The 18,202-nt window shown below is 64.6% G+C and carries 15 protein-coding genes and 1 pseudogene; 6 read left to right on the top strand and 10 right to left on the bottom strand.

The annotated features are described in order from the left end of the window. Together VHL31_RS12600 and VHL31_RS12595 are read left to right on the top strand one after the other, a co-directional pair. Entirely contained in the window at positions 1 to 267 is a 267-nt protein-coding gene (locus VHL31_RS12600; RefSeq protein WP_329661566.1) for a hypothetical protein, read from the top strand. Continuing rightward, a complete protein-coding gene (locus tag VHL31_RS12595; protein WP_329661565.1) occupies positions 264 to 2,987 on the top strand; it encodes a sensor histidine kinase in 2,724 nt (907 codons plus the stop codon). The genes VHL31_RS12600 and VHL31_RS12595 overlap by 4 nt, the downstream gene beginning before the upstream one ends. Positions 2,988 to 2,993: 6 nt before the next feature. Here the strand turns inward: VHL31_RS12595 and VHL31_RS12590 are convergent. From VHL31_RS12590 to VHL31_RS12560, 7 genes and pseudogenes are all read right to left on the bottom strand, one after another. Next, positions 2,994 to 3,631 (bottom strand): annotated as a pseudogene (locus tag VHL31_RS12590) (transposase); the annotation flags it as partial. 39 nt (positions 3,632 to 3,670) lie between these two features. Then, on the bottom strand, positions 3,671 to 3,862 hold the full coding sequence (locus VHL31_RS26950; protein ID WP_414653715.1) for a transposase: 192 nt from the start codon (positions 3,860 to 3,862) through the stop codon (positions 3,671 to 3,673). A 163-nt stretch (positions 3,863 to 4,025) separates the two neighbouring features. Further along, a complete protein-coding gene (locus tag VHL31_RS12580; protein ID WP_329661564.1) occupies positions 4,026 to 4,475 on the bottom strand; it encodes an Rrf2 family transcriptional regulator in 450 nt (149 codons plus the stop codon). Positions 4,476 to 4,873: 398 nt separating this feature from the next. Then, the gene (locus VHL31_RS12575) at positions 4,874 to 5,977 is read right to left on the bottom strand and encodes an endonuclease/exonuclease/phosphatase family protein (protein ID WP_329661563.1); all 1,104 of its coding nucleotides are present in this window, start codon (positions 5,975 to 5,977) and stop codon (positions 4,874 to 4,876) included. A 230-nt stretch (positions 5,978 to 6,207) separates the two neighbouring features. Next, a complete protein-coding gene (locus VHL31_RS12570; RefSeq protein ID WP_329661562.1) occupies positions 6,208 to 7,008 on the bottom strand; it encodes a diacylglycerol/lipid kinase family protein in 801 nt (266 codons plus the stop codon). Continuing rightward, complete coding sequence (locus VHL31_RS12565; RefSeq protein ID WP_329661561.1) at positions 6,999 to 7,727, bottom strand: phosphatase PAP2 family protein; 729 nt, start codon at positions 7,725 to 7,727, stop codon at positions 6,999 to 7,001. The genes VHL31_RS12570 and VHL31_RS12565 overlap by 10 nt, the downstream gene beginning before the upstream one ends. Further along, complete coding sequence (locus VHL31_RS12560) at positions 7,724 to 9,628, bottom strand: LTA synthase family protein (RefSeq protein ID WP_329661560.1); 1,905 nt, start codon at positions 9,626 to 9,628, stop codon at positions 7,724 to 7,726. Before VHL31_RS12560 ends, VHL31_RS12565 begins: the two co-directional genes overlap by 4 nt. 199 nt (positions 9,629 to 9,827) lie before the next feature. Here VHL31_RS12560 and VHL31_RS12555 point away from each other — a divergent pair, with 199 nt between their 5' ends. Both VHL31_RS12555 and VHL31_RS12550 read left to right on the top strand, forming a co-directional pair. Then, on the top strand, positions 9,828 to 10,511 hold the full coding sequence (locus tag VHL31_RS12555; RefSeq protein WP_329661559.1) for a response regulator transcription factor: 684 nt from the start codon (positions 9,828 to 9,830) through the stop codon (positions 10,509 to 10,511). Then, complete coding sequence (locus tag VHL31_RS12550) at positions 10,508 to 11,854, top strand: HAMP domain-containing sensor histidine kinase (RefSeq protein WP_329661558.1); 1,347 nt, start codon at positions 10,508 to 10,510, stop codon at positions 11,852 to 11,854. Before VHL31_RS12555 ends, VHL31_RS12550 begins: the two co-directional genes overlap by 4 nt. Here VHL31_RS12550 and VHL31_RS12545 read toward each other — a convergent pair. The 3 genes from VHL31_RS12545 to VHL31_RS12535 are packed head-to-tail and all read right to left on the bottom strand — an operon-like array spanning position 11,846 to position 14,077. Beyond that, a complete protein-coding gene (locus VHL31_RS12545; RefSeq protein ID WP_329661557.1) occupies positions 11,846 to 12,820 on the bottom strand; it encodes a glutathione S-transferase family protein in 975 nt (324 codons plus the stop codon). The genes VHL31_RS12550 and VHL31_RS12545 overlap by 9 nt on opposite strands. A gap of 19 nt (positions 12,821 to 12,839) precedes the next feature. After that, positions 12,840 to 13,172 carry a hypothetical protein gene (locus tag VHL31_RS12540; RefSeq protein ID WP_329661556.1) on the bottom strand — a complete coding sequence of 111 codons (333 nt, stop codon included), beginning with the start codon at positions 13,170 to 13,172 and terminating at the stop codon, positions 12,840 to 12,842. After that, the gene (locus tag VHL31_RS12535; protein ID WP_329661555.1) at positions 13,169 to 14,077 is read right to left on the bottom strand and encodes a DnaJ C-terminal domain-containing protein; all 909 of its coding nucleotides are present in this window, start codon (positions 14,075 to 14,077) and stop codon (positions 13,169 to 13,171) included. Before VHL31_RS12535 ends, VHL31_RS12540 begins: the two co-directional genes overlap by 4 nt. A 279-nt stretch (positions 14,078 to 14,356) precedes the next feature. On the opposite strand from VHL31_RS12535, the gene glgX reads away from it, so the two are divergent. Next, positions 14,357 to 16,480, top strand: coding sequence for a glycogen debranching protein GlgX (gene glgX, locus VHL31_RS12530; RefSeq protein WP_329661554.1), 2,124 nt, complete (start codon positions 14,357 to 14,359; stop codon positions 16,478 to 16,480). 228 nt (positions 16,481 to 16,708) lie between these two features. After that, positions 16,709 to 18,202 (top strand): malto-oligosyltrehalose synthase (gene treY / locus VHL31_RS12525; RefSeq protein WP_329661553.1); only part of this gene is annotated, 1,494 nt, incomplete at its 3' end.

The following is an 18,202-nucleotide window of genomic DNA, read 5'->3' as shown; positions in this document are numbered from 1 at the left end:
TTGGCAAAGGCGCCGCGGACAAGGGACCCGCTCGCCGAGGCGTTGCGCACGCAGCGGATTCGACGCTTCGTGATCGCGGTGACGATTATCGCCTTCCTGTGCTTTACCCCGCCCATGTTCGAATTGGTCGACAGGCTGGCACCGGGCAAGCTGCCGATCTGGTTGATGCTGGTCTGGATCCTGTCGATCACCTGCGTGGCCGTCGCGATGGAGCGGCAGTCAGGGGAGAGAAAGGGTGAGGCTGGCCGGCGCAGCTTTGATCGATGATCATTCAGATCATGCTCGTGCCGTTCCTGGCGCTGCTCTACTTGGCTCTCCTGTTCGGGATCGCCGCTTGGGGAGACCGCACCGGTGCGATGCGGATGCGGTTGGATGGAGGTTGGACCTATACGCTGAGCCTTGGGGTCTTCGTCACGGCCTGGACCTATTTCGGGGCCGTCGGGCAGGCGAGCGTCGCTGGAGTGGCGTTCCTGCCGATCTTCCTCGGGCCGACGCTAGCGATGTTCTGCAGCACCTTCGTCCTGCACAAGATGCTGCGCATCGCGAAAGCCTACGGCATCACGTCGATCGCCGACTTCCTGGCGGCGCGGTACGGTAAGAGCTCCCGCCTGGGGGGACTGGCTACGATCGTCGCCCTGGTAGGCCTCATGCCCTCGGTAGCCACGCAGCTGAAAGCCGTGGCGATGTCGCTCGACCTCCTGGTGAGCAGCAAGGCAGGCGCGGGAATCTCGGGCATTGCGCAGGATACGGCACTCTATGTCGCGATCAGCTTGGCATTCCTGAGCATCCTGTTCGGCACCCGCCAGCTCGACGCGACCGAGCGGCACCAGGGCCTGATGCTGGCCATCGCCTTCGAGAGCCTGGTGAAGCTGCTGATCCTTCTCGCCGTCGGTTGTTTCGTCGTCTGGGGCATCTACCAGAGCCCTTCGAGCCTGTTCAGGCAGGCAACCGATGCCGGTCTCGCGGACCTGCTGACGTTCGACGGGACGGGCTCTACGGGAGCAGACTGGCTGTTGATGATGCTGTCGGCCGGGCTCGCTTTCCTGTTTCTGCCCCGGCAGTTTCAGGTCAGCGTGATCGAAAACAAGGATCCGATCCACCTTGCCCGCGCCTCATGGGCATTCCCGGCCTACCTCCTCCTAGCCGGCCTGTTCGTGCTCCCGCTGGCCCTGGCCAGCCGGCTGCAGGGCATCTCCGACGGCGACTTGGCAATCCTTCATCTGCCCCTGCTGGCGGGTGCGCACGGGCTGGCGATCGCCGTCTTTCTGGGCGGCCTGTCGGCTGCTGCGGCCATGGTCGTCGTCGAGACGCTGGCCCTTGCCACCATGGTGAGCAACGACTTGGTCGTACCGATCCTGTTGCGCACGGGGCGGCTTCACGTCCGTTCGCCGCAGGATCCGACGAGGCTGGTCCTGGCCACGCGGCGGATCACGATCGTGCTGATCACGACGCTCGGTTACGTATTCTTCCGCCTTGTTGGCAAGGATCATGGCCTGGCCGACCTCGGCATGATCAGTCTGGTCGCAGCGGCGCAATTCGGGCCCCCGATCCTGTTGGGCATGTACTGGCGCGACGCCAACCGCCGCGGCGCGTTGGTCGGGCTGCTGCTGGGCTTCGGCACCTGGATCTATACCCTGTTGCTGCCGACCTTCGCCGTCTCGGGAATGCTGGACCCTGGATTCCTTGCGGTCGGGCCCTGGGGCATCGAACTGTTGCGCCCCTACGCGCTCTTCGCTGTCGACGGGCTTCATCCTGTCGCCCATGCGACCTTGTGGTCGCTTCTGCTCAACGTGCTGGGGCTGGTCCTGGGATCGCTGCTCACGCACTCCACCGGCCTCGACCGTACGCAGGCGGAGCTGTTCGTCGATGTATGGTCACGTGCGGATGCCACCCGGATGTGGCGAGGCGAGGTCAGGGTCAGGGATCTGGTTGGCCTGCTGCAGCGATTCATCGGCCATGAGCGGACCAGCGTGCTGTTCGCAGCCGATCAGCAGCGCCTGCACCCCGGCAGCCTGCTGCTGGATAGCCGGGCGGATGCGAGGCTTGTGCAGACGGCCGAGCGCCAGCTGGCACGGGCGGTGGGATCGGCGTCGGCCAGGGCGCTGATCGGTTCGATGGTGAAGGGGGAGCTGATCGGCTCCCAGAGCGTCATGGAGATCCTGGACGAGACGTCCCAGCTGATCCGCTACTCGCGCGAACTGGAACGCAAGTCAGCCGAGCTGGAGCGCGCGACAGCCGATCTGCGCAACGCCAACGACCGCTTGCGTGAGCTCGACCAGATGAAGGACGACTTCATGGCGACGGTAAGCCACGAACTGCGCACGCCGCTGACCTCCATCCGCGCCTTCTCCGAGATCGTGCGCGACAATCCAGACCTGACCGAGGAGGAGCGGGAGAACTTCATGGGCATCGTGACCCGTGAATCCGAGCGGCTCACACGGCTGATCAATGACATCCTGGACCTGTCCAAGATCGAGGCAGGGCGCATGCGCTGGCGCATCATGCCGGTGTCGTTGTCGACGATTGTGAAGGACGCCGCGAGCGCCGTGCAGCCGCTGCTACGCGAACGTGACGCCAAGCTGACCATGTCGCTCGGCGACCAGGATGTCCTGGTCCATGCGGATCCAGACCGCCTCCAGCAGGTCATACTGAATCTGATCAGCAACGCCTGCAAGTTCGTCAACGCCGACAGCGGCCACGTCCACCTGTCGATGGAGCAGGATGGCGACAGCGTCCGGCTGCGGGTCGAGGATGACGGACCGGGCGTGCCGCTGGAAGAGCGGGAAGCTATCTTCGGCAAATTCGTCCAGCTGAGCGACGGCATGACCGATAAGCCGGAGGGCACCGGGCTCGGGCTGTCGATCAGCCGTCAGATCATCGAGGCGTTCGGCGGCAGCATGCACGTGGAAGATTCGTCCCTGGGTGGTGCTGCCTTCGTTGCGACGCTGCGCCCGGCAAGGCCTGCGGCCCAGACGGCCATCGTCTAGGCTCCGTCAGTTCCTGAGCCAGTCGAGGGCGGCTGCAAGGCACGGGAGGGATGCCCATGAAGGAGTTGGCTATCTTCTCGTAGCGGGTGGCGACGGTGCGCCACGCCTTGAGCCTGGCCCAGCGGCGCTGCACGCAATGGCGGTTGTAATGGATCCAGGCGGGGCGACCGGCGCCTCGTGCCGTTGCGGCGGGATCACCGGCCGGCTGCCCAGGTTCCAGATGTGCTCCCGAAAGGCATGGCTGGTATAGCCACAATCAGCGACAACCCAGCGTGGTATACCCGGCAGACGGGCGAGCAGACCTCTGGCTTGGGGCAGTTCGTGGGCTTGTCCTGGCGCCAGGCTGAAGGCGACGGCACGGCCGGAGGCGCCAGCGATCACGCAGGCCTTGGTGCCATCGGGCTGAAGCCCGATCCCCCGCCGGGATGTCGGCAAAGCCGACAGGGCCACCACGAGATCGACCAAGCGCCTCACCCGCAGGACGTCGGGCTCCGCCGCTGCTTTCTGAGCAGCGCCGGCCACTTGTCAGCGAGCTTGGATGTTGCTGTCGTCCAGGAAGGCCATGCCAAGCTGCACGCCTCGTTTCCTGCGCCATGGCCGGCAGGCTGCCGAGGGCGGATGAAGGTCTGCGCCGCCATCCACCATGATCCGTCAGCAGACGGATCATCCATCACCATGGGTGTTCAGGTCAGCAGACCTGAACGGGGGCCGAACTCCGCCGGCAGGCTGCGCCACTTGGCACCGTTCTGGCAGCGCCAGATGATCGCCAGGACGGTCCGACGCAGGTCGTGGTGCTGGGTCTTGTGGTGCGGGCGGCAGGTCTCGGTCAGCGGCGCCAGCACCGCCCACTGCGGATCATTCAGCGCGCACGCCATCAGTCACCCCATCCGCAGCCCAGGATGCAGATAGTGGCAAAAGCGTCAGGAGCTAACGGACGCTAACTTGCGACGACCACCTCCTGGGCGAGGCGATCATCGCTAGGCCTGGTTCCAGTCATATTGAAGGTTCACCCTACGGAGAGCGGCCGCTCTCATCCGGTCAGATGACGTAGTCCCCCACATCGATGCCCGAGGCTGCCCGGTCGCGCATCTGCTCGAGCGTGGTGCGGTCGAGCACGTCGGCCATGGCGTCACGTACATCCTGCATCAGGATCCGAACGGAGCAGTGGTCGGCGTTCTGGCAGTCGTCGCATGGCTGGGCAGTCTTGCGGCGTGCGCAGGGCAAGGGGGCGATAGGTCCGTCCAGGGTGCGTACCACGTACCCCATCCGGATCTCCGAGGGAGGGCGCGCGAGGGTGAAGCCTCCGCCCGGACCCTTCTTGCTGCGAACGAACCCGGCTTTGCGCAACTCAAGCAGGATGGTGTCCAGGAATGCCTTGGGAATGCCGTTGGCCTCAGCGATTTCCGCCGCCTGCACCGAACGTCCTTCCGGCACGGTCGCCAGATGGACCATGGCCTTCAGGCCATATTTGCCCTTGTTCGTAAGCACGCTGAATCCATCGCAGGCCAGGATGTCGGCGCCTGCAGTTCTCTCGGTCCGACCATGATGACCGATGCCAGGATTCGCACCAGCACACCAATGCTATTTTATCGGTCGATTGAGACGGGAATACATGTTGGCGATGTCAGCTCATGAATCCAGTGTTCCTGACGAGCCAAGTCATTTTTGCAGCTTGAATGAAGGCGCTGCTGGTCGCCGCTGCACGTGCTGATGCTGGCGCAGAAACGACAAACCCGATCGATGGAGAGTGGAGTGAGGATGAGCCGTCGTGAGGCGTCGGCACTCCTGGCGGTGTTCGGCGGCTGGACAGAAGTCCAGCCGGAGCATTTCGGCGACGAGGCATGTTCGGCCGGATCTACAAGCCCGGCTGATCCGGCGACGGGCGCTCAGGCACCTGTTTCGCCACGGGAGTGGGCGGGTATCTCGGCCTCCGCAGCGGCAGCGCGCCCCTCGATGATCTTCTGCTCGGCCTCTACCCGATCCTCGGGCTCGGGCAGGGGTGCCTCCTGTTCCCATACCGCCGTCGGGTCCTGGTGCAGGCTGACCAACACCGGGAAATGATCGGAGCCGAAATTGTCCAGCACCTGGAGGTTCCGAAGCCGGAAGCTCGGATGATGGAAGACATGGTCGAGCGGCCAGCGTGCGAACCAGTGGCCGGCATGGAAGGTCGGATAGATCCCGCGGCCCACCCGCGGGTCGAGAAGGCCGCTGATCCGCTGAAATAGCTTGGTCGTGTGCGACCAAGCCACGTCGTTCAGGTCGCCGCACACGATGGCTGGTCTCTTGCTGCGTGCGACCTCCTTGGCCACCAACAGCAGTTCCGCGTCCCGCTCCTCGACGTCGTTGTCGATCTGGGGCGGCTCAGGATGGACGCAGAACAGGTCGATGGTCTTGCCGGAGCGCATCCTCACCCGCGCGAAGATCGAGGGAATCTCCGGTGTCACCCGGTCCTGCAGCTTGATGGCGGATAGCTCAAGCCTCGAGAATAGCAGCATGCCGTAGGTGTTGTCGAGTGGATGCAGCACCGTGAACGGGTAGCGCTCCTTCAACGGCAAGAGACGCTCCATCCACCACCTGTCCGTTTCCACGGTCAGGACGATGTCGGGATCCTTCGCCTCGATCTGGGCCAGCAGGCCCTCGTACTTCCGATTGCTCTGCAGCACGTTGGCGATCAGCACGCAGATGGAGTTCGGGAGATCGGCCTGTTCGGCCTGAAGAACCTGCTTCGGCGAGATCAGCGTGTAGCGCCAGATCCGTGAGACCTGCCAGGCGAGGCAGCCGAGCGTAACGATCAACAACACGACACTGTCTGTCGCGACCTCCAGCGACAGCAGTTCGATCAGCGCCACGCCGGCCAGCACGAACGAGATCTGCAGGCGGGGATAGTCCCAGATCCGCACCCACCACTTCGGCGTGCGCCATAGCGGCAAGAGAGTAAGGAGGATGGGAATGATTGAAACGGCCCACACCAGCCATTCTTGCCAGGGCATCGACGCCTCGTTGCCGTTCTTCGCCCCCCGAAGGGAGCGCCAAGCACTATCTCGCCTGGGCAGTGCTGGCCATCGGGATCAGCTGGAATTACACCACGCAGCTAGCCAAAAATGGCATGGACGGGCCTAGCAGCCGCCGCAAACGAGTCGCAGCGGGTGCTCCGCGATCGTCAACTGCAGTGGAGAGGGTGCCAGCGCGTCGCCGTCCAGTTGGAGGGGGTGCGCCTCCATCACCTCCGTACGCGCCGTCCGCATATACGAACGCCGGGCCACCTGTGCAGTTGGCCGATCAGCAGGGCCAGAGCGTAGCCGAGGGCGGCCAGCCGGCCGTCTCGCTCGAACAGCACGAGATGGAGGTGTGGCTCATCCAGCCGGGCCGTCGCGGCGCTGACATAGGAGCCCCCATAGAGGCGGCAGCGGGCAGCAATGAAGAATGCGGCATGATGCTCGGCGCCGTTCGTGCGAAGGACGCGGTGCCCCGGCTGCCAGCGCCACCACAGCTTGGCCGCTGCCCATATATAGGCAAGCTTTCCAAAGCGGCGCTTGAGGGAAGGCGACACGGCCGCAACAATCGCTGCATCCAACCCGACACCCGTCATCAGCAAAAGGGCGCGGCCATTGGCCATGCCCGGCCAGACCAGCGCCGTCCGGCCTGCCACGATCGCCTGCGCGACCCGCTCGACCGAATGGTCCAGGCCAAGTTCCCGGAACAGCACGTTGACGGTGCCCAGCGGCATGATGGCCAGGGGGATGGTGCTGCCAAGCAGGCCGTTGGCGATCTCGTTCACGGTGCCATCGCCACCGGCAGCCACGATCACGTCCGGCGGTGCCCCGGTCCCAGAAGCGCTGGCCGCAAACCGCTGCGCATCGCCGGCGGCTTCTGTCTCGGCGGTGGCAACCTCCATGCCAGCCTGCCGGAGCAGCTGGACAAGCGCCTGCACACGCTCCCTCCGCCGTCGGCCAGCCGTCGGGTTATGGATGATCAGGATGCGGCGGACACCCTTGATGGTGCCTGATGCCGTCAGCGGCATGCGGGCTCTTCCATGGTCCGGCGGGGCAGGCGCATCCAGACTGCCAGCAGCGACACCAAAAGCCATGCCAGGGCGGCGGTCGTGAGCGTATGGCTCAAGAAGTGGGCGCCCTTCGCCATCTGGTAGGCACCCATCGCTCCGCCCGTGCCCAAGCCGGCGGCTACGCCGGCAAGTCTATACCAGATGCGGCGACTGACGAATGCGAGGGCCAGCAGAGCAAAGCCACCCGAGGCATGCCCGGCCGGAAAGCAACGACCCGGCTGGCGCTCCGCTTCCGGATGCACATGAAACGGTGGCACATGAACATAGCGCCCGCCAAAGGCGTCGGTCTGGCTGGGGCAGTAGACGTCGGTGACCGCCTTCAGCTTGCTGGCCACCGTCGGGACCAAGGCCAGGGCGAGGCAGACAAGGGCGAGTTCGCGCTGCAGCCGGCGCAGACCCGGCATCCAGAAGCCAGCCACCGCAACGACAAGGGCTGCAGTACCTGCGACAGCAAGCAGGATTTTTGGGCCGCTGTAGAACAGGGCGCGCGGAATGGCTGAGGTCGCGTCGATCATCCAGCCGGACGCCGGACCAAGCCAGAACCAGCGTTGTACCGACATGTCCAGCCCGGTCTGACTCAGCAGCAGGGCCATCGCCAGTGCCAGCGCCGGCAGTACCTGCCCCAGCCACTGTTCTGCCAGGGGACGAGCCGGCAGTTGAATGTCAGCCAGGGTCACTGCCACGCTCCGTGGTACTGGTGACCATAGAACATGCGGTGCGCGGTCTGGGTGGCGGAGATGGCATGGCGGCTGAGGTCGGCATCGACCGCTGCGTCCGGCACGAGCGGGTGAGGACCTGGCTCCATCCGGTAGGACGTCAGATCGCGCTTTGGACCAAGCACCACCACCTTGCCGTTCCGCCCGTAGGCGACCGAATAGTTGTGCGCCATCGCTACTCTGCCTTGCCCATCCGGGACGCGTCTCAGGTCCAGGCCGAAGAACGGGCTGTCATAGCTCCAGCCTAGCAGACCCAGAAGGGTGGGTGCCATGTCCATGCTGGAGCCGAGGGTGGCGTTGCGGCCTGGCTTGATATGGCCGGGCGAGTAGAAGAGCAGGGGCACCCGGAACCGCTCCACTGGCACCTGGGCGGCACCGGCGACCCTCGGTCCATGGTCGCCGACGAACACGAACACCGTCTCCTTGAACCAGGGCCTGGACTTGGATCGTTCAAGGAAATCGGTGAATGCCCAGGCGGCGTAGTGGGCCGAGTTCTCCTTGTCGCCCATCGCAGGATCGACCTGCACATGGGTCTGAGGGAACGTGTACGGCCGGTGGTTGGACACAGTCAGCATGGACAAGAACATGGGCGCACCCGCGGTCGTAGCCGCATCCAGCCGCTTGATCGCTTCGGTGAACAGGAACTCGTCCGCCACGCCCCAGATCGTCGAAAAGTCCTGCTTCTCGATGTCGCCCTGGTCCCAGACTTGGTCAAAGCCGGTCGTCGACCAGAAATGGCCCATGTTGTCGAACGTTGAAGCACCTCCGTATAGGAAGGCCGTCTGGTAGCCGTTCTTCTTCAAGAGGAAGGCCAGCGAGTTCATGCCTTCCGATCCGGCTCGGCGCACGGTCGAGATGCCTGGTATGGGCGTGAAGCTGGTCAGCAGAGCCTCCAGCCCGCGCACCGTGCGGTCGCCCGTGGCATAGACGTTGGTGAACAGGAGGCCGTCATCGGCTAGTCTGGTCAGCTCCGGCGAGACGGCATAGGGCCGGCTGTTGTCCAGGCTGTCCAGATAGGTGCTGCCGAAGCTCTCCTCGATGACCAGCACGATGTTCAGCTTCTTCGGCTGCCCACCGTTGTCGACATGGCGCCAAAGGCTGCGGCCACCGCCGAGATCCGACCCGCCGCTCGCCACGAAGCTCGTATTATCCTGCGCCACATCGGCACGGACGGTCGCGACGGCTGTGCGGTCGTCGATGGTGGCATGCAACCCGTCATAGTCGGTGTCGTTGGTCAGGAAGGCCGCGAAGAGGCTGCGCAGGCCGTTGTCGGCAATCTCAGCCACTTCACGGTCATCCCCGATCGCCACCGGCCCATGCCGCAGCACCGGGATGGCCGCCAGCAATGCAACCGCCGCGGCGGTGATCAGCACCAGCCGCTCCTGCCACGGCAGCGGCGCCAGGACTGCCCGGACCAAGGCAGGTTTGGCCAGAAGGTACAGCCCTGCTCCGGCAAGCATCACCATCGGCAAGTAGAGGGACAGGTTGAAGCTTTCGCCGATATTGCCGATCACTTCCCTGGGGAAGATCAGGTAGTTCACGGCGATCCCGTTAAAGCGGCTGTCGAACTCGTTCCAGAAGAAGAACTCTGCGACTGACATGAAGAGCAGGGTGGTCAGCGAGACATAGGTGAACAGGTGGGCCACCCCGGCGGCCCATCGCCGGCGGAACAACCCCTGCAACAGGACGAAGAGCATGAAGAACGGGAGGAGGAACCAGCAGGCGGTCGCAAGATCGATCGGCAGGCCCGAGAACAGCGCGGCAAGCAACTGGCCGACATGGCCGGGCTCACCGGCAACGGAAACCCATAGCGCCAGTCCGATGCGGGTGATCGCCGAGAGGAGGAGGAAGATACCCAGCAATGTCAGCAGCAGGCGACCCGCAGCCGAATCTACATGTCGGGAAAGGACGGTTCGACCCCGACCTGTAACGAGGGCGCCGATCATGGGCTGTCGCGATCCGCGAGGTGAACGATGTGCGCTTGATGCGCCCACCTGCTGACGGGAACCTGACGGTGTGCAATGAGGGCTTGCCTCCATCCAGAGTATGCGATGCCCCTGCATGCGGATCCTTCTCATCGAAGACCACCCCACACTGCGTGATGTCACGGCAGGTCATCTCGCCTCGCGCGGCTTCGTCGTGGACGCGTTCGCCAACGCTCGAGATGCGCTGGCTGCGGTGGCGGTGGCCTCCTATGACGCGGTCATCCTCGACCTGGGCCTGCCGGACATGGACGGGATGGACCTGCTGGCCGAAATCCGTGCGCGCACGCGCCGGCGGCTGCCTGCCCTGATCGCAAGCGCACGCGACGCCCTCCCCGATCGGATCCGGGGGCTGGACGCCGGCGCGGACGACTATCTGGTCAAGCCCTTCGACCTGCTGGAGCTCGAAGCGCGCCTGCGGGCCGTGCTGCGTAGGCCAGGTGAGCGTGCGGAGGACCTTCTTCGCAGTGGCGGGCTGGAGATCGACACGGTGGCACGGACTGCCGCCGTTGACGGCAGGCCGCTCGATTTGCATCGGCGGGAGTTCTCCCTGCTCGAGCAACTCTTGCGCGCAGGCGGGCGGCTGGTCGTGCGTGACGCGCTGGAAGAACGGATCTACGGCCTCGACGAGCCGGTGACGCCGAACGCGCTGGAAGCACTCGTCTCTCGCCTGCGCAGGAAGCTGGAGAACAGCGGGTCGACAGCCCGGATCGAGACCAGGCGCGGGATCGGCTACCGCCTCGTTGCCGAGGAGCGGGCATGACGACTTACGGGCTGCGACGTCGGCTCGTGCTGGTCCTGCTCTTCGCGTTCTTCCTGGGCCTCGGCGGCGCCTCGATCTTCTATTGGATCGAGCTGCAGGAACTCCGCGACGAGCTCCTCAGCAATGCGCTGCGGCATCAGGCCGATATCGCGGCTCAACTCCTTCAAAACGACACCACGTCAGTGGCGGATCTGCCGCCGGAATGGGATGCAGCTTACGCGCGCCCCGACTCGCAGATCTTCTTCAGTCTATATCGCAGCGATGGCAGGATTCTCGACCATTCAACCAACCTCGTCGCGCCGCTGCCGCCACCGTTCGGACTGCCGCTCGGCCAGATCCAGCGCGGCCGCCTGGGTGAGAAGGATGTCGGCTTTCTTACGGTCGAGGTTGAAGGAGGGCGTCTGTTGCAGGTGGCCCGCACCGATCTGACCTCTCCCGGACTGTTGGAGGCACTGAGCGAGGAGGCGGTGGAGTTCATTCTCTACACGATGATTCCTTTCGCGCTGCTCTCCGTCGTGGCGATCTGGCTGGTCGTCGGCTGGAGCCTGCGGCCGATCGTCAGGGCTTCCGACGTTGCTAGCCGCATCAGCCCTGATGCGCCGGCTGCCCGCATCCCGGTTCACGGCCTGCCGAGCGAGGTGCGGCCGCTGGTCGATGCGACCAACGGGGCCTTGGCACGTCTGGCAAGTGCTTACGACACCGTGCGACGGCTGACCGCCGATGCCGCCCATGAGCTCCGCACGCCGCTTGCGGCCTTGACGATACGTCTCCAGCGGAGCCGCCTCGGCGAGCCCATGGACTGGGCGTCGATCGATCGCGATCTCGGCCATCTGCGCCGCCTCGTGCAGCAGATGCTCGTGCTGGCGCGCCGGGACAGTCCCGATGCGATCCGGAACGGTAACCCGCCGGCGATGGTCAACCTCTCTCGCTTGGCGCGCCAGGTCGCGTCACAGCTACTGCCGCTTGCCGAAGCGCGTTCGCGGGCGATCGAGGTCGAGGCGCCCGAGCCCGTGACGGTGCTGGGCCACGAGGACGAGTTGCACGACATGGTACGGAACCTCGTGGAGAATGCTCTCGATCACGGCCAAGGCAAGGTCGTGCTCGAAGCGCACGCGGATGAACATACGGCAGTGCTCGCCGTCACCGACGAGGGACAGGGGATACCGCCTGAGCTGGGCGAAGGCGCCTTCGAGCGCTTCCGTAAGGCGGATCCGTCGTCGCCCGGCGCAGGGCTCGGTCTTGCGATCGTCAAGCGCGTCGCCGAGCGGCATGGCGGCCGCATCGCGTTCACCAGCAAACTAGGATCCCGGATCGAGGTGCGGCTGCCGATCCGGTCAGGCTGAGCCATCGACTGGGGCATCGAAGTCGATATCCGGCCCGACCGGCACGATTCCGGTCGGATTGATCGTACGGTGACTCTCGTAATAGTGCCTTTTCGCATGCATCAGGTTGGTCGTGCGCCGGACGGCTTCCGTCTGGTAGAGGCGGCGTGTGTAGGCCCAAAGGCAGGGATAATCGACGAGCCGGCGACGGTTGCACTTGAAGTGGCCGACATAGACGGCGTCGAACCGGTACAGGGTCGGGAACAGGCGGATATCCGCTTCGGTGAGACGTTCGCCGCAGAGAAAGCGCCTGGATGACAGCCGTTCTTCCAGCCAGTCGAGGGTGTCGAACAATGGCCCCACGGCTTCCTCGTAGGCCTCCTGACGTGTCGCGAAGCCTGCGCGATACACACCGTTGTTGAGCGTCTTGTAGATCCGCTCGTTCAAGGCCTCGATTTCGGTGGCCAGATCGTCTGGGTAGTAGTCGCCGGGCTTCGCATCCACGCCGTCGAAGGCGCTGTTGAACATCCGGATGATCTCTGACGACTCGTTGCTCACGATGGTCTGCGCCTGCTTGTCCCAGAGGACCGGCACGGTCACGCGTCCGGTGAAGCCGGGTTCGGCATGCGTGTAGATCTCGTGGAGGTAACGGGCACCGATGAGCGGGTCGGGCACGACGCCCGGCCCATCCTCGAAGGTCCATCCCTGCTCGGCCATCCGCCAATGCACGACCGAGAGGCCAATCATGCTCTCCAGGCCCTTGAGCGACCGCATGATGAGAGTCCGGTGCGCCCACGGACAGGCATAGGATACGTAGAGGTGGTAGCGCCCGGGCTCGGCCGGAAAGCCGCGTTTGCCGCTGGGTCCAGCCGAACCGTCGGCCGTCACCCAGTTGCGGAACGACGCATTCTCCCGCTGGAACCGGCCACTGGTCTTCTCGGTGTCGTACCACTGATCCTTCCAGATGCCGTCCACCAGCTGTCCCATGGGCGTAGCCCTTCCTCGTTCACCGCCTGAGCGCGGCCATGTAGTTTGCTCGAATTCGCTGCCGTACCTCGTCCGGCTCGTGATCCACGGCCTGCACCAATGCCCGCAGGTCCTGACGTACGCCGTAGAGCTGGTCGACGAGGGAGAGGACGACCGGCAGCGCGTCTTCGTCGATCTCAAGCTGGTCACGAAGCTGGTGGACGAGCCGTATCCGGGCAAGGTCGACCTCGTCGAACGTCGGACCGTTCAGGTCGGGTGACGGCGAGACCCAGCCGCGCTCGACCCAGATCCGCAGTTGCACGATGCTCACTTCGCGAACTTCGGCAACGACATCCTGTTCGGTGAGCCTCATGTGCCTCTCCTGAGTTCGGCCCGTGGATCGTACCGGTGCTGCGCCCGCCATTTCTCCATGAATGCGGCGAGGTCGTCATCGACCTGCTTGGGCATGACCACCTTGAGAATGACGCGTTGATCGCCCGGGGGCGAGCCGGCCGGCTTCACGCCCTTGCCCTTCAGCCGCAGCGTGTCCCCTGTGCTAGCCCCCCTTGGGATGCTCATGTTGACGCGGCCGCTGATCGTCGGGACCTCCACCTTCGCTCCCAGCAGGGCTTCGTCCATCGAGATCGGCAACTCCATCACGATGTCGTCGCCCTCCTGCTTGAAGTACGGATGGCTGCCGACATGGACCTCGACCAGGGCGTCGCCGGCCGGCTCGCCACCGATGCCGGGTCCGCCTTTGCCCGACAGGCGGAGAATGCCTCCATCTCTCATGCCAGCCGGAATGGTCACGTCCAGCACCTGCCCGTCCGGCAGGGTGATGCGCCGCTTGGCACCGTTGACGGCATCCAGAAAGTCCACGTCCAGCCGGTAGTGCGCGTCACGTCCTCGCGCCCGAAAGCCAGCCCGACCGGAGCGGCCGAACAGGTCGGCGAACACGTCAGAAAGGCCCTCAATGTCATCAAAGCTAGCCGATGAACTATAGCGGCCGCCTTCGCCCGCGTCCGCATAGTGGCGGTAGGAGCGTTGTTGAGGACGCTCGGCACCGGTGGCATCGATCTCGCCTCGGTCAAAGCGGCTGCGCTTCTCCGCATCGCTCAGGAGGTCATACGCTGCCGACACTTCCTTGAAGCGCTCCTCGGCCTGCTTGTTGCCTGGGTTCAAGTCAGGATGAAGTTCCTTGGCCAGTTTGCGATAAGCCACCCGGATGTCGCCTGCCGAGGCGTCTTTCGCGACACCCAGTATCTGATAAGGATCCATGTCGTGTGCTCGTTCCAGCTCGCTGTCCGTCCGGCTTCCACCTCTCCTGATCGAGTGGGCTTTGAGCCGCACCACTTCAAGGAGGATTTGCCGCGCAACAGCAGGTAACACCTCGACGATCCGGGAACCGCTGAAGCCGGAACAGGTTCAGACCGCGCGCCGCCAGCGGCACCATCACCCCCCAATTCTTTGTGGCAGCACCGTCTCCGACCGCTGCTAGGCAGGGGCAGCGACGTGGTGTCGACAGGCGAGCGGCTGACGCGCGGAGGGGGAACGACATTGAGCAGTGGCGCCAGGATCAGAGAGGGTCTTCCTTTTCCCAAGGGTGCCACCTGGGACGGCAAGGGAGTGAATTTCTCCCTGTTCTCGGCGCATGCGACCAAGGTGGAGCTATGCCTGTTCGATGGAGCGGGCAAGAAGGAGATCGAGCGGGTCGAACTGCCGGAGTACACGGACCAGATCTTCCATGGCTACCTGCCGGACGTGCGTCCTGGCGACTTCTACGGCTATCGGGTGCACGGGCCCTATGAGCCGGAAGCAGGCCACCGGTTCAACCCGAACAAGCTGCTGCTGGACCCGTATGCGCGTGCCCATGCAGGGAAGCTGACCTGGGATCCTGCCTGCTTCGGCTACCAGATGGAGACCGGGGACGACCTGACCTTCGACGAGCGCGACAGCGCGCCCTTCGTTCCCAAATGCGTGGTGGTCGATCCCAACTTCGACTGGAAGGGCGAGCCCGAGCGCCAGTACGTGCCCTGGGACCGGACGGTCATCTATGAGACCCATGTCCGCGGCTTCACGCAGCTTCATCCGGACGTCCCGGCCAAGCAGCGTGGCACCTACACGGGCTTTACCCGGAAGGTCCTCGAATACATCCGGTCGCTGGGCGTCACCTCGGTCGAACTGCTGCCAATCCATACCTTCCTGGACGACAGCCACCTGACCGACAAGGGGCTGCGGAACTACTGGGGCTACAGCAGCATCGGCTTCTTTGCGCCCGATCCGCGCTATTCGTTCGAGGTCGAGCAGAGCCTGCGCGAGTTCAAGGAGATGGTGGCTCGCTTCCACGAGGCGGGCCTCGAGGTGATCCTCGACGTCGTCTACAACCATACGGCGGAAGGCAACGAGAAGGGGCCGACGCTTTCATTCAAGGGCATCGATAACGCCAGCTACTATCGACTGCTGCCGGACCAGCCGCGCTACTATATCAACGACACCGGGACCGGAAACACCGTCAATCTGAGCAACGCCCGCGTGCTGCAGATGGTGATGGATAGCCTGCGCTACTGGGTGCAGGAGATGCATGTCGACGGCTTCCGCTTCGACCTGGGCACGATTCTCGCCCGGGAGCCCGGCGGGTTCGACCAGCAAAGCGGCTTCCTGCGCGCCTGCAGCCAGGATCCGGTCCTGACGACCGTGAAGCTCATTGCCGAGCCCTGGGACTGCGGACCCGGTGGCTACCAGGTGGGCGGCTTCCCGCCCGGCTGGGCCGAGTGGAACGATCAGTTTCGGGATACGGTCCGCGACTTCTGGCGCGGTGAGGCGAACGCGACCGAGCTGGCGCCGCGGCTGAGCGGATCCGGCGATATATTCAACCATGAGGGACGCCGGCCATGGTCGTCGGTGAACTTCATCACCGCCCACGACGGCTTCACGCTCGCGGATCTCGTGTCCTACAACGAGAAGCACAACGAGGCGAACGGCGAGGACAACCAGGACGGCCACGACCACAACCGCTCATGGAACTGCGGTGCCGAGGGGCCTACCGACGATCCGGAGATCAACGAGCTGCGCAACCGCCAGATGCGCAACATGCTGGCGACGCTCCTCCTGTCGCAGGGCACGCCGATGCTGCTCGCCGGCGACGAGTTCGCCCGGACGCAGCAGGGCAACAACAATGCCTACTGTCAGGACAACGAGATCAGCTGGCTGAACTGGGAGATCGACGAGCGCGGCAAGACGTTGATCGAGTTCACCAGGAAGTTGACGTCCCTGCGTCGCAGCTATCCCATCCTGCGCCGGAACCGTTTCCTGACCGGTCATTACGACGAGGACCTGGACGTCAAGGACGTCACCTGGATCAACGCCAACGGCTCGGAGATGCAGGACGAGGACTGGGGGGACGGTAACACCAAGTGCTTCGGCATGATGGTGGACGGCAGGGCGCGTGCGACCGGGCTGAAGAAGCGGGGCGAGGACGTGTCACTGCTCATCGTGCTGAACGGTCACCACGACCTGGTAGAGTTCACCCTGCCTGTCTGCGCGGGTGGCGACAGATGGAAGCTCCTGATCGACACGAACCTGACGGAACTCCCCGACGCGCCACCCTTCTCCACTGGCGATGTCTACGCTGTGACGGGTCGATCATTGCTCCTGCTGGCGCTGCAGCTGGATGCGGCATGACATGAGATGGGCGCACGGTCCGCCGTCGCGCCTGCCTCGTGCCCGGCACGTCGAAGAATTTGACAGCAACAGGTGGCGGCGGCGGAACCGGATGCCGTGCGGCCGCCTGCTGCTTTGGGGGCTGCGGTCGCGGCCGGGCCTCGCCATCCACTACCGAAACCCCCGGCAGTGGAGGCATCCTGACCAGATCAGGTCGATCTCCTGGTAGGTTACGAAAGCTCTGCGCCGATGACTCCTGGCTCCACTTATCGACTGCAGTTCCACAAGGACTTCGGCTTCGACGCCGCCGCCCGCATCGCGCCCTATCTGGCCAGGCTCGGCGTCAGCCATGTCTATGCTTCGCCCTACCTGATGGCTCGGCGCGGCAGCACGCACGGCTACGACATCGTCGACCAGAACCGGCTCAATCCCGAACTCGGTGACGACGCAGCGTTCGAACGGATGTGCGCGGCGTTCCGCGACAACGGGCTGCGTCAGATCCTGGACTTCGTGCCGAACCATATGGGGGTCGGCGGCTCGCGGAATCCGTTCTGGCTGGACGTGCTCGCCTGGGGCGCGGACTCCGAATATGCGGGCTGGTTCGATATCGATTGGAACCCGAACCAGGATTATCTCCAGGACAAGCTGCTGGTGCCGTTCCTGGGCGATCAGTATGGCGCCGAGCTGGAATCGGGGAAGCTGGTCCTCAAGTTCGACGAGGAGGCCGGCAGCTTCGCGGTCTGGGCCTATGACACCCATCAGCTCCCGATCTGCCCACTCCACTATGGTCGGATCCTCTCGACCGATCATCCCGAGCTGGAGCGGCTCGGAGATGCATTCACCTACGCCACGGCCTGGCGGCCGCAGGTGGCCCGCCGCGCCGGCGTGCTGCAGCAGGAACTGGCTGCGCTGGCCCGCGAAAGTACCGAAGCGCGCGTAGCCATCCACAGCGCGGTCTCGCGGCTGAACGGACGCGCAGGCGAGGCCGAGAGCTGGGACGCGCTGGATCGGTTGATCCAGGACCAGCACTGGCGCGTCGCCCATTTTCGCGTGGCTGGGGACGACATCAACTATCGGCGCTTCTTCAACATCAACGAGCTGGCGGGCATGCGCATCGAGCTGCCCGACCTGTTCGATCACGCCCACCAGCTCGTTTTCCGGCTGCTGCGGGAGGACGTGCTGGACGGGCTGCGGATCGACCATATCGATGGCCTGTTCGACCCCAAGCAGTATGTCGAGCGCCTTCGCAGCCAGGCGTTCGAGGGCGAGCGGCGGCCGTTCTACCTGGTCGTCGAGAAGATCCTGTCACAGCACGAATCGTTGCGTGCCGATTGGCTGATCGACGGCACCACGGGCTACGAGGTGCTGAATCTCCTGACAGGTGTCCTGGTCGATCCGGCAGCCGAGGAGAGTTTCGACCGGACCTACGCCGCCTTCGCCGGTGTCCGACAGGCATTCGGCGAGGTCGTCCGCAGCTGCAAGATCCGGATCATGCAGACGGAGATGGCGAGCGAGCTGAAGGTGCTGGCGCGGGATGCCGCCAGGGTCGCACGAGAAAACCGACGCACGGCTGACTTCACCCAGAACATCCTGGAGCGAGCGCTTCGCGAGATCATTGCCTGCTTCCCGGTCTATCGCACCTATCTCGACGGGAATGGCCGGTTTACGGAAGCCGACCAGCGCGACCTGTCGTGGGCGATCGCGCAGGCGCGCCGCCAGCGTTCAGACCTCGACGAGAGCGTG

The sequence above is a fragment of the Geminicoccus sp. genome (assembly GCF_036263595.1).
In the GTDB taxonomy this organism is placed as follows: Bacteria; Pseudomonadota; Alphaproteobacteria; order Geminicoccales; family Geminicoccaceae; genus Geminicoccus.
The sequence above is the reverse complement of the archived record's forward strand: the minus strand, read 5'-3'. Positions and strand labels throughout refer to the sequence as shown.